Below are 14,205 nucleotides of genomic sequence, written 5' to 3' on the forward strand. Positions count from 1 at the left end.
GGGAGAAATTTGTGAAGACAGCAATCACTGAACTGTTCGGCATCGAGCATCCGATCATCCAGGGCGGCATGCATTATGTCGGTTTCGCCGAGATGGCGGCCGCGGTGTCCAATGCCGGCGGCCTCGGGATCATCACCGGCCTGACCCAGCGGACGCCGGAGCTGCTCGCCAAGGAGATCGCGCGCTGCCGTGACATAACCGACAAGCCGATCGGCGTGAACCTCACCTTCCTGCCGAGCTTCACCGCGCCGCCCTATCCCGAGTATATCGCTGCTATCCGCGAGGGCGGTGTCAAGGCGGTGGAAACCGCGGGCCGCAGCCCGGAGCAGTACATGCCGGCGCTGAAGGCGGCCGGCATCAAGGTGATCCACAAATGCACCTCGGTGCGGCATTCGCTGAAGGCCGAGAAGATCGGCTGCGACGCGGTCAGCGTCGACGGCTTCGAGTGTGGCGGCCATCCCGGCGAGGATGATATCCCGAATATGATCCTGCTGCCGCGCGCCGCGGACGAGCTGACAATCCCGTTCGTGGCCTCGGGCGGCATGGCGGATGCACGGAGCCTCGTCGCCGCGCTGTCGATGGGCGCGGCCGGCATGAACATGGGCACCCGCTTCATCGCGACCAAGGAAGCGCCGGTCCATGCCAATGTGAAGCAGGCGCTGCTCGATGCCGACGAGCTCGATACGCGCCTGGTGATGCGGGCGCTGCGCAACACCGAGCGGGTGCTGAAGAACAAGGGCGTCGATGAGCTGCTCGAGATCGAGCGCGAGAAGGGCGGCAAGCTCAGGATCGAGGACATCCACGAGCAGGTCGCCGGGGTCTACCCGAAGGTGATGATCGACGGCGAGATGGATGCCGGCGCCTGGAGCTGCGGCATGGTGGTCGGCTTGATCCACGACATCCCGACGGTCAAAGAGCTGATCGACCGCATCATGAGCGAGGCCGAAGCGATCATCCGGCAGCGGCTGACCGGCTTCCTCGACGGCAAGTTTGAAACCACGGCGGCCCGCGCGGTCGCCTGACGGAGAGTGCCATGACCGAGCATGTCAAAGTCGAAATCGCTGCCGGCGTCATGACGCTGACCCTGCAACGGCCCGAGAAGAAGAACGCCCTGACCGGCGCCATGTATGACGCGATGTCGAACGCGCTGAAGCAGGCCGAGGCGGATCCGGCCGTCCGTGTGATCCTGTTCCAGGGCGATGGCGACAGCTTTACCGCGGGCAACGACCTGGCAGACTTCGCGAGCCAGGCGCGCGGCGAGAGCGCGGTCGACAGCCCCGCCCATCGCTTCATCGAGACCATCAGCAAGGTCGGCAAGCCGCTGGTCGCGGCCGTGCAGGGCAATGCGGTCGGCGTCGGCACCACCATGCTGCTGCATTGCGACCTGGTCTATCTCGCCGAGACCGCGCGGCTGATCACGCCCTTCGTCAACCTCGCTCTGGTGCCGGAGGCGGCGTCGAGCTGGCTGCTTCCCTTAAGGATCGGGCACGCGCGTGCCTATGCGATGTTTGCGCTCGGCGAGCCGATGGATGCACAGGGCGCGCTGGCATCTGGCCTCGCCAATGCCGTGGTGCCGCAGGCCGATCTGCGCAAGAAGGCGCATGACGCGGCGGTCGCGCTGACCAAGCGGCCGGCCGGTTCGCTCAGCATGACCAAGCAGCTGATGCGCGAGCAGCAGCGGATCGCGGTGCAGATCGCCGAGGAAGGCGTGTTGTTCAAGGAGCGGCTGACGACGCCCGAGGCGCGCGAGGCCTTTGCCGCGTTTGCCGAGCGGCGCCAGCCTGACTTCACCAAACTGTCGGCCTGAAGCCGCCGGGGAGTTCACGGATACATCGAGGGAGCGAAAGCATGCGCGTCATCGGCAGCCATCAATATCCCAGCATGGAATCCGTGATCTACGGCAAGCCGGCAGCCGAGGCGCTGCGCGGGGAGGCCGAACGGCTGGGCGCGAAGCGCGTCTATCTGATCGCGAGCCGCACGCTGAACACCACGACCGACGAGATCGAGAAGATCCGCAAGGCGCTCGGCGACCGCTATGCCGCGACCTTCGACGGCGTGCCGCAGCACACCACGCGGGATGTCGTGACCCAGATCGCGCGGCAGGCGAGCGAAGCCAAGGCGGACCTCGTCGTCGCGATCGGCGGCGGCTCGGTGGTCGATGCGGCGAAGATCGTGCTGATGTGCATCGAGCACGCGATCTTCGAGCCCGCGGGGCTCGACGGCTTCGAGACCACGCCGGACCGCCGGTTCGGACCGTTCCGCAACCCGAAGGTCCGGATGATCGCGATTCCCAGCACGCTGTCGGGCGGCGAATACAATTCCGGCGCGCTGGTCACCGATACCGGCCGCAAGCTGAAGCAGATATTCAACCATCCGATGATGATGCCGCGCAGCATCATCCTTGATCCCGCGATCACAAAATATACGCCGGAGAAGCTCTGGCTCGGCTCCGGCACGCGCGCGATGGATCACGGCATCGAGGCGATCTGCTCCAGTCGGCCCAACGTGCTGGTCGATTCGGTGTGCCAGCAGGGACTGCGCTATCTGCATCATGGCCTGCTGCGCACCAAGGCCAATCCCGGCGACGAAGCGGCGCGGCTGAGCTGCCAATTGGGCTCGTGGCTGTCGGCTTTTGGATTGCAGTCGCGGGTGCCGATGGGCGCCAGCCACGCCATCGGCCATGTGCTCGGCGGCACCTGCGACGTTCCGCACTATTTCTGTACGGCGGTGATGATGCCGAGCGTGCTGCGCTACAACCGTCCCGCGACGGAAACCGCCCAGCAGGCGATCGCCGCCGCGCTCGGCGCGCCGGGGCGTGACGCGAGCGAGGCGTTCGCCGGCTTCATTGCGGAGCTCGGCCTGCCGCGGCGGCTTGCCGATGTCGGTGTCGGTGAAGACCGCTTCGAGCTGATCGGCAAGAACGCGATGCTGTCGATCTTCACGCGGACCAACCCGCAGCCGATCCGCGAGCCCGGCGACGTCGTCAAGATCCTGAAGCTGGCCGCCTGAAGCAACAGCACACGGAGCAGCCACCATGGCCGCCTTGCGCATCTTCTCCTATCTACCGAACCCGCGGGTCTGGAAGGCAACCATCGCGGCGCGGTTCTGCGGCGTCGACGTCGAGGTCAGGGGTGCCTCCGGCAAGGAATTGCGCGATTGGCTGTGGGACTACGATGCCCGTCCGCTGGCGGAGCAGGAGCGCGCTGGGCTCGCCTCGCTTGCGCGAACCGGCCGGGTCGGCCTGACCGGCGCGCAGCTGTTCAAGACCGATGCGTTCATGGCGGCGCAACCGTTCGGCAACGTGCCGGCGGCGTTCGGCGCCGACGGCAAGGTCGGGATCTTCGAATCGAACAGCATCATGCGCGCGGTGGCGCGGCTCGGCGAGGCGGCGTTCCCGCTCTATGGGCGTGACGCCTATGAGGCGTCCAGGATCGACAGCTTTCTCGACGTCAGCCTGGTCTTTGCGCGGGACACGCAGATCTATCTGCTCGCGCTGTCGGGCGGCACGGTCGACGCGGCCATTCACGCCCGTGCCAAGGATGCGTTCGCGATCTATGCCTCGGGGATTGAGCAGGCATTGTCGCCACGGCGGGAGGCGCTGGTCGGGAACGGCATCTCGATCGCCGACATCTGCCTTGCCGCCGAACTTGCGCTGTTCATGAACGAGCATGCGCGGACCGAGCAGTTGCGCAAGCAGGGGTTGGAGAGAATTCTGCACCCGGGGGTAAGGGATGAATATCCGCTGATGTTCGCGCACTTTGCCCGGCTGGTCGAGCACGAGCATGTCAGGCCGGATCTCAAGCCTTACGTCGAGAAGCTGCTGTCGAAGGCGGCCGCCTGATCTCGAGAACGATTGGCTGCAACGCGGAGGATTGACTGCATGACCGCACCCGTCTGTCTGATATCCGGCGTTGGGCCCGGCACCGGCTCGGCGCTTGCCCGGAGGTTCGCTGAAGGCGGCTATCGGGTCGCACTTCTCGCCAGGAACGAGGAGCGCCTCGCTGCGCTCGAGAAGCAGCTGCCGGGGGCAAAGGCCTATCGATGCGATGTGTCCGACCTCGCGCAAATCGAGGCGGTGGCATCTGCCGTAGAACGCGATCTCGGCAGCCCCGGCGTCGTGATCCACAACGCCGTCGGCGGCGCGTTCGGTACCTTCCGCGAGATCGATCCGCAGATTCTCAATCGCAACTTCCAGGTCAACACGATGGGCCTGTTGTACCTGGCGCGGCGGTTTGCTCCGGCGATGATCAGCGCCGGCAAGGGCGCCATCGTTGCGACCGGCAATACCTCGGCATTGCGCGGCAAGGCCGGTTTCGCCGGGTTCGCGCCGACCAAGGCGGCGCAGCGCATTCTGGCCGAGGCGATGGCGCGCGACCTCGGGCCGCAAGGCGTCCACGTCGCCTATCTCGTGATCGATGCGGTGATCGATCTGGAATGGACGCGGAAGCGCTGGCCGGAGCGGCCGGACGACTTCTTCATCAAGCCGAAAGCGATCGCGGACGAGGTCTGGCACGTCGCCCATCAGGACCGCAGCGCGTGGTCGTTCAACGTCGAGATCAGGCCGTTCGGCGAAGCCTGGTAGGCGCCGCGCGGCGGTCGCAAGAGCCGGTCAGTTCATAAGAGTTCAGGGGGAGTTCATGTTGATGAAGACGACGTTTGCTGTGTCCATTGCGATGCTTGCGGCCGTTGCCGCTACTGCGGTCCGCGCGGAAACGCCCGGTGTCTCGGAATCGGAAATCAGGATCGGGGCGACATTCCCGTTCAGCGGTCCGGCATCCCCGCTCAGCAATACCGGCAAGGGCCTCATCGCCTACGTCCATTCCATCAATGATCGCGGCGGCGTCAACGGCCGCAAGATCAACCTCATCACCTATGACGATGCCTATTCGCCGCCCAAGGCGGTGGAGCAGACCCGCAAGCTGATCGAGAGCGACGAGGTTGCGTTCCTGTTCAGCCCGCTGGGGACGCCCGGCATCGGCGCAACCATCAAATACGTGACCGCGAAGAAGGTGCCGCACCTCTTCGTCGTCAGCGGTGTGACCAAGTTCGCGAACTTCGCCGAGTTTCCGCTGACGACCACGGGGCTGCCGAGCTACAACACCGAGGGAAAGATCTACGCCAAATACATTGCCCAGACGGCGCCCGACGCGAAGATCGCGATCCTCTACCAGAACGACGATCTTGGCCGTGACTTCGTGGCCGCGTTCAAGGAAACCCTGAAGGGCGAGTTCGACGGGAAGGTGGTGACGTCTCCCTATGAGGTCACCGAGCCCACGATCGAATCGCGCGTGGTGACGCTGAAGGCGTCGGGCGCCCAGGCATTCCTGATCGCCGGCACGCCGAAATTCGCCGCGCAAGCGATCAAGAAGGCGAGCGAGATCGGCTGGACGCCGCTCACCATCGTGAATTACGTGTCGAGCTCGGTCTCCTCGACCATCGTGCCGGCCGGGGCGGACAAGGCGGTCGGCGTCGTCGTGGCGACCATCGCGAAGGATCCGAACGACAAGAAGTGGGCCGACGATCCCGGCATCAAATGGTATCGCGCTCACTTCGAGAAATATCTTCCGGGCGCCGATATCGGCGACAGCAACTATCTGTTCGGGACCCAGCAGGGCCAGATCCTGGAGCAGGTGCTGAAGCAGTGCGGCGACGACCTGTCGCGCGAGAACATCGTGAGGCAGGCGCGCAACATCAAGGGGCTTGTGCTGCCGACCTTGATGCCGGGTATCACGGTCAACACCGGACCGGACAACAGCATGGCCTATACGCAGCTTCAGCTGCAGCGCTGGACAGGGAGCTCCTGGGAGCAGTTCGGCGGCGTGCTGAGCGCCGAGCCGAACTGAGCCGCCGACGGGATAACTAACGCAGCGCGCTAGTGGAGCCGTCGTGCGATCGGCTTCGCCAGCGTACCCTGCCAGCTCCATTGCGATGATGGGTCGCTCGATCGCAGGCTCGCCAGAAACGCTGTGGTCTTCGGCTGGACCCGCGAGCCGTCGATCACCTCGAGCTGGCCGCACCGGTTGAGCGTGTGGAGCTTGCGCCCGGTCCATAGCGGCCCGGGCTTGAGCAGATGTCGAACGGCCTGCTTGTAGGTCGTCGGTGACAGTTCGAGCACTTCCGCAAGGCCGAGTGCCGCACCGTACCCGTTGGTACAATCCTGCACCGGCCGCCACAGCTTTCCATTGACGGTCACGAAGTTTCCGGCCGGCCGCGTGGTCGCGCGATCCATCAGGATCGGATTGGCCGCATGCGGTTGCCAGGGGCCGAGCAATTGCCCGGCGTAATAGATCGCCAGCGTGTCGGAATATCCGCCGGTGCCATCGCGCCAGGCTCCGAACATGTAGTGAAGGCCGTTGTGCTGCGTGATCGTCACGTCGGCAAGTTCGAGGCCGGACAGCAACGTTGAGTGCCGCTCCCACTTGTCCGGAAAGCGGATGCATTTGTAGATCGGAACGTCCTGATGCGCGGTGCTTTCCGGGATCATCCAGAGCTCGCCGCCATCCTCGATCAGGAACGGATAGGACAGATGCCAGGGCTCCTCAAGCACCGGCATCACCGTGCCGATCGGCCCGCTGCCGTCGAATTCGATCGCGGAAATGATGCCTTTGCCGGTCCGGTGGTCGAGGTCTTCGAAGAAGACGAACGTCCTGCCCTGCCACTTCACCGGGACAGGATCGGCATAGAAGTGGTTGCCGGGATCGCCGAGCACGTTCCAGGTAGGTCCCGACAGGTCGCCGGTGCGCCAGATATCGGTATTCCCGGCAAAGCGCCAACCGATATGCCAGTGCGGCGCGTAGCAGCACAGACGATAGATCTCCTTCGCGATCGAAGTCGCCACGCCGCGCATGACAAAGGGCGCGGGATTTGGTGCCGTGCCGCTGTTCGCCGGAGCAGCCAATTGCGGCACCAGCCGCGGAGCTCCTGACAGAATCGGAGGCAGCATCGACAGCGTGCGTGCCATCACCGTTTCGAGCCCGCCGCTCAGGCCGGCCGCGGTTTCCGCGGAGGGATGGCCGCGGTCCATCACCGAGCCGTCGAGCTCATTGACGATTTCGATCACCGGCAGATCGCCGGCGAGAATGGCCGAAAGTACCGCGCTTTCTCCGGTGTGCCCGTTGAACCGCGGACGGAGATAGAGCTTGGCGGAGCAGTTCGGATCCCGCGCGGCACTGGTGAAGTCGACCACCACGTCGGGGTTGCCGGCGCGCGGACGCTCCGGGATCGTCTTCAGCCGGTCGGCCTCGCCGGTCTTGCCCTTGCGCAGGACGATGCGTTCGAGCTCGAACAGCATGTCGAGGCCGGCGGGTCGAGGCTCCGGCGTCGTGGTCCAGGCGATTTGAACGGGAATATCCTGATCGTTGACGCGCAGCGACTCGCGGCGCATCCAGAGCCGCGGCTGCTCGCGATCGCAGCGAAACTCGATAATCATGGCCAGCCCAACTTCCTAGTGCGCGTCCGCCCCCACAGCGTCGCCGAGAATGCGGACGTATTCTTCTATCATGGCATCCAACGAATAACGCGACTTCAGGCCCACGGCGCTTTGCCGCAGCTGGTCGCTCAACACACGATCGGTCAGGACCTTCGACACGGCGGCCGAGAATTCGGTCTCGTTCGAAGCGTCAACGAATACCGCGGCAGGCTGTCCCTGGCAGGACAGCACCTCGCGCAGCACGGGGAGATCGTTGACGACGCAGGGAATGCCGGCGCTCGCGGCTTCGACCGCGGCAAGGCCGAAAGTTTCGGCCTGCGTCGGGAATACGAAGACGTCGAGGCAGGCCAGGAAACCGGCCATCTGGCGCGGTGCAATCTCGCCGATGAAGTGCACCCGGTCCGCAACGTCAAGCTCGTCCGCCAGGGCCCTCAGCCGCCCCTCATCCGCGCCCTGGCCCGCGAGCGCAAGGTGCCAGGACCGATCGGCAGCCAGCAGGCGAATTGCCGCATCGAGCCGCTTGTGCGGGTGCAGCCGTGCCGCGCAGCCGAGCAGGGTCCGATCCGGCGGCAGCTTGAACTGTTGCCGCGCAACGTCCTTCGGCAGGCTGTGCGACTTGTCGTCGAAGCCGTGCGGGACGTGCTTCATGCGCGATCGATACGGAGCCGGATAGCGCGCATATTCGCGCTCCATGTCCCGCGAGTTCAGCGTGATGCAGTGAAAGAAACCGGTAGAACCCATGATGATGTCGGCCGCGCGCACCGGCATGCTCATCGACAGCGCCGAGGATACCTGGTTGGCGATAACGGGGGCGCGGCTGACGAGGCGCGACACGCCTCCGCCGATCACATTGCCGAAGTGCTGGAAGGTCAGCACGACATCGGGTTTGATGGTCCTGAGATGACCGGCGAGCGCCCACAGCATGCGCAGCAGCGCCACCGGATTTCCCGGACGGGTCTGCGCGCAATAGAACGTATTGGGCGGCTCGTCGAAGGAATCCGATTTGCGGAAGAAGAACAGGTTGGCGACGTCATAGCCGCGTGCGGTGAGGCCGGCGCCGAGCAGCCGCGAGATCTCCTGCGCGCCGGCGTTCTCGGCCTGGGTCTGCACCAGGACAACACGCAGCTTTCGCTTGCTCTCGTTCGGTCGATCGCGTGATGCGGTCGATGCCTCGCGCAATTCGGTGCTTGGCGTGTGCTGGAGCACGGATTCCTTACCCGTCGAAGGGGTGGATTCGCCCCCTTCATTTTTGCGCGCGTAGCTATCACGCGAAGCGCGTTCGTGCATCGAGTAGCGCGTGTTGAGGTTACTGCTCATTTAGCAATCAGACATGTGTCGGCAATCGAGAGCCATTATCTCACAGATAGGGTACAGCCGGCTCGTTAACTAATTGGTTACGGCAACGCGAAGAGGGGGTAACCGGCGATTAACCATAGATATTTACGTTGGAGCAGTACTGTCAGTTGAATTCGAGTCAGAACCCATGAAGTTCGGTAGCCGGATAGGCCCGAGACGTTCCGAAGTCACGGAACCCGCAGCGTCGTGGGAAACTGCCGGCGTGCCGGCTGGCCAATCCTCCGCGGAAACCACCAAGGGCGTGCTTAGCATTCCGGGTGTGGTGGCCTTTTTTCGCGAGAAGGGTCAACGGATCCTGATGCTCGCCGCGGTCATCTTCGCGATCGGTGTGATCCTGTTGATGTTGATCCCGGCGCGCTACGCCGCGACGGCGCTCGTCGTGCTCGATCCGCGCGAGCAGCGCGTGACCGCCGACCAGGACGTGCTGCCTGGGATCGGTCAAGATGCCGCAGCTCTGCAAAGCTACGTCGAAATCGCCAAATCCGATGGATTTCTCGGACCGCTGATCGATCAGCTCAAGGTCGCCGACGACAGCGACATCGCCGGCGGCAGGACCGACGCCACGCGCCTGCTCGACCGGTTTCGCAACCGGCTCGATATCTCGAGGCGCGGGTTGACCTATGTTATCGCCATCAAGTTCACGTCCAACAGCCCGCAGCGCGCCGCGTATTACGCCAATGCGGTGGCCGAGGCGTTCGTCGCCAGCCAGCGCGGGACGCGCAGCGTGGCAACCGACGAGGCCGCCGATTGGCTGAAGAGCCGGCTCAAGACCTTGAACGACCGGCTGCGGTCATCGGAAGATGCCGTTGCCAAGTTCAAGCTCGAGCACCGGATCGTCAACGCCGGCAAGGAATCCACCACACAGCAATTGCGCGTCACCGACCTGACGCAGCAGGTTGCCGCGGCGCGCGCCCGTGCCGAGGAGGCCAAGTCGCGCTATGAGCAGCTGCAACGCGACCTGAAGGCCAATGTCGACGGCCCGGTCAAGCAGGACCTGCTGAGCGCGCTGCGCGCCCAGCGCTCCGCGCTCAACGACCAGATTGCCCAGAAGCGCGGCGTGCTCGGCGATCGTCATCCCGACCTCGTGATGGCGCTCAGCCAGTTGAGCGATCTCAACCGGCAGATCGAGATCGAGCGCAAGAAGAACATCGACACCGCGAAGTCGGAATTCGAGGCGCAGCGCGACCAGCAGAAGGCGCTCGAAGACCAGCTGAAGGCGGCCGAGCAGCAGATCCTTGTCGACGGTCAAGCGCTCGTCAAGCTGCAGGAATTGCAGCGCGATGCCGATGCCAACAAGAACATCTACGAGCAGTTCCTGTCGCGCTACCGGACGACCGACGAGCAGCGCGGTCTTCAGAACTCGCAGACCAAGGTGGCATCGCCCGCGACGCCGCCGGTGCGTTCGACGCTTCCGCCGCTTCCTCTGTTGCTCGTCGCGCTCGCGATCGTCTCGCTGCTGACGTCGACGGCGATCGTCGCCGTGCCTGGTCTCGATCTGAAGCAGCTCCCGATCAAAAGCATTCCGCTTCGCCGCGCCGAGGCGCCCGCACCGGCACCGGCCCCGGCCGCGCCGCAATCTGCGCTGCCGCCGGGATTGCCGGTGCTGGCCCGCATTCCCAACATGGTGTCGTCGGATGCCGTCAGGAGCGTCTGGCAGACCCCGATTTCGACCGCGGCCGAGCCCGATCTCAGTCCGCATCTTCAATTGCTGATCGAGAACATCGAGCAGCTTCCGGGTGAGCACGGCAAGGTGGCGCTGCTGCTGTCGGTCGAGACCGGTGCGGGCGGCAGCACCGTCGCACGGTCGCTCAACCGGTCCGCCGTCAAGAACGGGATGCTCAGCGTCCTGATCGAGATGGAAACCAGGCGCGCCGAAGACGCGCCGCCGCAAGGCTCGGGGATCATCAAGGCCGATCTGCCGTCGGTCGTCGAACTGCTGGGCGCCAGCAGCAAGGCGCCGCCCTATCCCCAGGACGACATTCGCGCCGATTTCGGCCTGATCATCGTCGACGCATCGTCGCTTGCCATGCAGCCGGCCGCGGTCGCGCTGGCCGCCCACGCCGACCTGGTGATCCTGGTGGTTCGCGAGGGCGCCGCCAACCCGGCTGCGATCGGCAAGGCGCGGACCGATCTGTCCAGGTTCGGTTCGGTCCCGATTGCGCTCGTCGTCAATCGTGTGGCGGGCAATGCCGCGGCCGGCAACCCTCAGCGCGAAGCCCTGGGATTGGCAAGCTGAAGCTCTAGATTGTTGTTTGACGCCTTTCCCTCACGCGAAGCGGCGTCCATCCCGCATCAAGTGCGGGACAGGCTTTCGCTTGAAAACGCCCTAGTCCTTGCTATCCGCAACGCGGACTGCGTAAGCGCCGGCCTTCGACGACGAGAGATGCGACAGCACCAGGATTGACGGGTCGACGCCGGTCCGCCGGCGGCACAGCACATTAAGTGCGATGGTGGCGAGCACCAGGGAAACCGTCGCCGAGATCGCGGCCCCGAGCACGCCGAGCCAGGGGATCAGCACGACAAATCCGATCAGCCGCAGCGCCACGTTGGCGGCGACCACCGGAACATAATCGCGCTCATGCCCTGTCAGCTGCAGGACCGCGGCGGACGGCCCGCCTGCCGCCTGGAAGGCCGTTCCGATCGCGAGCACGATCAACACCCACTGCTGCGCGGCGAAATGCGGTCCGAACAGGCCGAGAAGGTAGGGAGCGCCGACCCAGACGATAACGAGCCCGCTAAGCACGCAGAGCGCGGTCACCTCGGCCATCAGCTTCAGCGTATGTTCGAGCTCGCGGTGATTCTTGCTGAAATACAGCGACGGCAGCCGGCGCGCGCCGAACGTGTAGAGCGCAGCGGAAAGCATCGCGAAGATGTTGGCCAGTCGCGAGGCGGCGAAATAGACGCCCGCAGTAGCCGGATCCAGCATCCAGTAGACCAGGATGACGTCGAAATACTGGTTCGCCGCTTCGAGAATGGATGCCAGCCAGAAGCGGAACGCACTGCGGTTCCAGCGCGACGTCTCGAAGCGCGCCGTGACCGAGCGCAGGTTCGGCAGCACGCGCACGATCGACACGATCTGCACGATGAGCCCCAACGCCATCGCGACCGTCATCGCGGTGAACAGCTCGGCGGGGGTGAGCTGGCGGTGGCCGAACAGCGCTGCGATCAGCACCAGGACAACGGCAACCCGCCAGAAGAATTCGCGATTGCCTTCGCCCATCAGGATGCTGACCAGTGATCGTGCGATCTGGCTGCCGAGCATCAGCCCAGCATTGACGGCGGTGAACGCCGAGACCGAGAGGATCAAGAGCCACCATTCGCCGCGAATGGTTGCCACCGCGGCGATCGCGGCGATCGAGATCAGCATCCCGATCGCCGAGTACTTCAGGCTCGACAGCAGTACACCCTTGGTGAACTCGGCCTGACTGCGCACCTCGTACTCGTTGAGGAAGCGAACCAGCAGCAGCTCCTGGCCGACCAGGCCCACGACGGCGCCGATCTGGGCGATGGAGAGCAGGGTTGCGAAGTCTCCGAACGCGTCAGGCGTCATCGCTCGCGCGGCCAGCGAGAACAGGGCGAACGCAAGCCCGCCGCTGCCAACCTTGAGGAGGATGGTCCCGGCAACGCCGCGCGTCACATCGCGCCGTAGCATTTGGAGAACGGAGGCAATCACAAGAGACGTCTCAATATCCTGTCAGGCTGCTGACCCTAGCAATCGGTGAGGTCAGGAGTGTTAATGTTCTCTTGCTAAGATTCCGTTCCTTCCAACCGGCCTCCGGGCGCACGCAGTCGGCCAATATGTCGCGCTGCTCCATTCTGGAACGCTGCCGTCCTCGCTGTGTCCAAACGGCGCAGATTGGATGCTTCTCCGGCGCCCGGTTCGACAGCGTGGACCGCGCTGGTTGAAGCCGCGTTAGCGCGTCAACGGCATCCGTCGAAGCTCCATGGCCTGGCAGTTGCCCCGCCAGCCTGCTGTGGAGCGCCCAAAACGTCGGTTTCATGACCGCTGTGGCTGCAAGCCACGTGCCGGGAAGGGGCTGATCGCGGTGGGGGCGTTGTCGTTAACCTCAATCATGGAACTCGTCGTGTCCGTTCTGCGCGGCGGCAGGGCAGGCAAGGAAATTGCAGTTCCGTAGCCAATTAGCCGTCGGAGCGGACAAATATGATTGCCGAGGAAAGCATGACCCAGCCGATCGCAACCTGCGAGGCTGAAACGATCGAAGCGGACGTTGCCATTGTTGGCGCCGGGTTGGCGGGCTCGCTTGCGCGGGCCGTCCTCACGCGTGCCGGGTATCGGGTCGTCCTGATCGACAAGCGTTCGATCCCGCCGGATGAATTCCGCGTCGAAAAGATCGCCGGACGCCAGATCGATATCTTCCGCCGTCTGGGCTTCATCGACGACGTCGAGGCCGTCGCCTCGTCCTATGACCGGGTGCTCAATATCAGGGACGGCAGACTGGTCGATATCGGCGTCGGCCGGTCCTACGGGGTTTCCTATGCCAACCTCGTCGACATGGCCCGCGGCCTGACGCCTGATACATCCAGCTTCCTGCTCGACCAGGTGACCAATGTCAGCTGCAGCGAGGATCGTCAGCAACTGACGCTGGCCTCCGGAAAACGCGTCGTCTCGCGGCTGGTCGTTCTGGCGACCGGCATGGCGGGCGCGCTTGGCTACAATCTCGGAATGCGCCGGCAGATGATCGCCGCGCGCCATTCGGTGACGTTCGGCTTCACGATCGCGCGGCCGGATAACGCGCCTTTCAGCTTCGACGCGCTGACCTGCTACGGCAAGGAGGCGGCTGACGGCGTCGACTATCTCAGCCTGTTTCCGATGTCGGGCGGCATGCGGGCGAACCTGTTCATGTTCCGCGACCCGACCGATCCGATCATGCGCGAGCTGCGCCGCGACACCAGGCGGACGCTGCTTCGTCTGATGCCGGGACTGGAGCGCTACCTTGGCGATTTCCAGATCGTCGGCCAGGTGCACAACTGGGTCATGGACCTGTCCGTGACCGAGGGCCATCTGCAGCCGGGCGTCGTGCTGATCGGCGATGCCTACCAGACCAACTGTCCTGCGGCCGGTACCGGCGTGAGCCGACTGCTGGTGGATGTCGAGCGTCTCTGCACCGAATATGTGCCGCGCTGGCTCGAGACCGACGGCATGGGCACGGAGAAGATTGCGCAGTTCTATTCTGATCGCGACAAGCTCGCCGCCGACCGGCATTCACTGCAACTGGCGCACTTCCGCCAGGCTTTGACCTCGAACACCGATGTACGTTGGACCATGCAGCGGAAGCTGCACTTCCTGCGCCGCATGATCACGCATCAGGTGGACCGGATTCATCCGGGATGGGTCATGCGCGTTCGCAGCGCGCTTCGGTAGAGGGCCGCGCTTCTCAAGCGGCTCTAAAGCCGGACGA

11 protein-coding genes are annotated in these 14,205 nt (G+C 64.6%); 8 read left to right on the forward strand and 3 right to left on the reverse strand.

What is annotated here, in order from left to right:
* Window positions 1-11: 11 nt before the first annotated feature.
* From AAFG07_RS07985 to AAFG07_RS08010, 6 genes are read left to right on the forward strand one after another with little or no spacing between them, the layout of a single operon-like run.
* Window positions 12-1,022, forward strand: coding sequence for a nitronate monooxygenase family protein (locus tag AAFG07_RS07985; RefSeq protein ID WP_342726777.1), 1,011 nt, complete (start codon window positions 12-14; stop codon window positions 1,020-1,022).
* Between the two features lie 11 nt (window positions 1,023-1,033).
* Window positions 1,034-1,807 carry an enoyl-CoA hydratase-related protein gene (locus tag AAFG07_RS07990; RefSeq protein ID WP_342726778.1) on the forward strand — a complete coding sequence of 258 codons (774 nt, stop codon included), beginning with the start codon at window positions 1,034-1,036 and terminating at the stop codon, window positions 1,805-1,807.
* Between the two features lie 41 nt (window positions 1,808-1,848).
* Window positions 1,849-3,009 (forward strand): iron-containing alcohol dehydrogenase, encoded by a 1,161-nt coding sequence (locus tag AAFG07_RS07995; RefSeq protein WP_342726779.1) that lies wholly within the window; start codon window positions 1,849-1,851, stop codon window positions 3,007-3,009.
* Between the two features lie 25 nt (window positions 3,010-3,034).
* Window positions 3,035-3,841: a glutathione S-transferase gene (locus AAFG07_RS08000; protein WP_342726780.1), complete on the forward strand. Its 807-nt coding sequence runs from the start codon at window positions 3,035-3,037 to the stop codon at window positions 3,839-3,841.
* A gap of 39 nt (window positions 3,842-3,880) precedes the next feature.
* Window positions 3,881-4,582 carry an SDR family NAD(P)-dependent oxidoreductase gene (locus AAFG07_RS08005; RefSeq protein WP_342726781.1) on the forward strand — a complete coding sequence of 234 codons (702 nt, stop codon included), beginning with the start codon at window positions 3,881-3,883 and terminating at the stop codon, window positions 4,580-4,582.
* A gap of 55 nt (window positions 4,583-4,637) precedes the next feature.
* Window positions 4,638-5,843 carry an ABC transporter substrate-binding protein gene (locus AAFG07_RS08010; protein WP_342726782.1) on the forward strand — a complete coding sequence of 402 codons (1,206 nt, stop codon included), beginning with the start codon at window positions 4,638-4,640 and terminating at the stop codon, window positions 5,841-5,843.
* 29 nt (window positions 5,844-5,872) lie between these two features.
* Here the strand turns inward: AAFG07_RS08010 and AAFG07_RS08015 are convergent, their stop codons facing one another.
* Together AAFG07_RS08015 and AAFG07_RS08020 are read right to left on the reverse strand one after the other, a co-directional pair.
* The gene (locus AAFG07_RS08015; protein ID WP_342726783.1) at window positions 5,873-7,429 is read right to left on the reverse strand and encodes a hypothetical protein; all 1,557 of its coding nucleotides are present in this window, start codon (window positions 7,427-7,429) and stop codon (window positions 5,873-5,875) included.
* Window positions 7,430-7,444: 15 nt separating this feature from the next.
* On the reverse strand, window positions 7,445-8,635 hold the full coding sequence (locus tag AAFG07_RS08020; RefSeq protein ID WP_342726784.1) for a glycosyltransferase family 4 protein: 1,191 nt from the start codon (window positions 8,633-8,635) through the stop codon (window positions 7,445-7,447).
* 277 nt (window positions 8,636-8,912) lie between these two features.
* Between AAFG07_RS08020 and AAFG07_RS08025 the strand changes: the two genes are divergently transcribed.
* On the forward strand, window positions 8,913-11,021 hold the full coding sequence (locus AAFG07_RS08025; protein ID WP_342726786.1) for a GumC family protein: 2,109 nt from the start codon (window positions 8,913-8,915) through the stop codon (window positions 11,019-11,021).
* Window positions 11,022-11,111: 90 nt separating this feature from the next.
* Here the strand turns inward: AAFG07_RS08025 and AAFG07_RS08030 are convergent, their stop codons facing one another.
* Window positions 11,112-12,458 (reverse strand): polysaccharide biosynthesis C-terminal domain-containing protein, encoded by a 1,347-nt coding sequence (locus AAFG07_RS08030; RefSeq protein ID WP_342726787.1) that lies wholly within the window; start codon window positions 12,456-12,458, stop codon window positions 11,112-11,114.
* A gap of 489 nt (window positions 12,459-12,947) precedes the next feature.
* On the opposite strand from AAFG07_RS08030, the gene AAFG07_RS08035 reads away from it, so the two are divergent.
* Entirely contained in the window at window positions 12,948-14,168 is a 1,221-nt protein-coding gene (locus tag AAFG07_RS08035) for an FAD-dependent monooxygenase (RefSeq protein ID WP_342726788.1), read from the forward strand.
* Window positions 14,169-14,205 lie beyond the last annotated feature (37 nt).

The sequence above is a fragment of the Bradyrhizobium sp. B097 genome, from assembly GCF_038957035.1.
GTDB lineage: Bacteria > Pseudomonadota > Alphaproteobacteria > Rhizobiales > Xanthobacteraceae > Bradyrhizobium.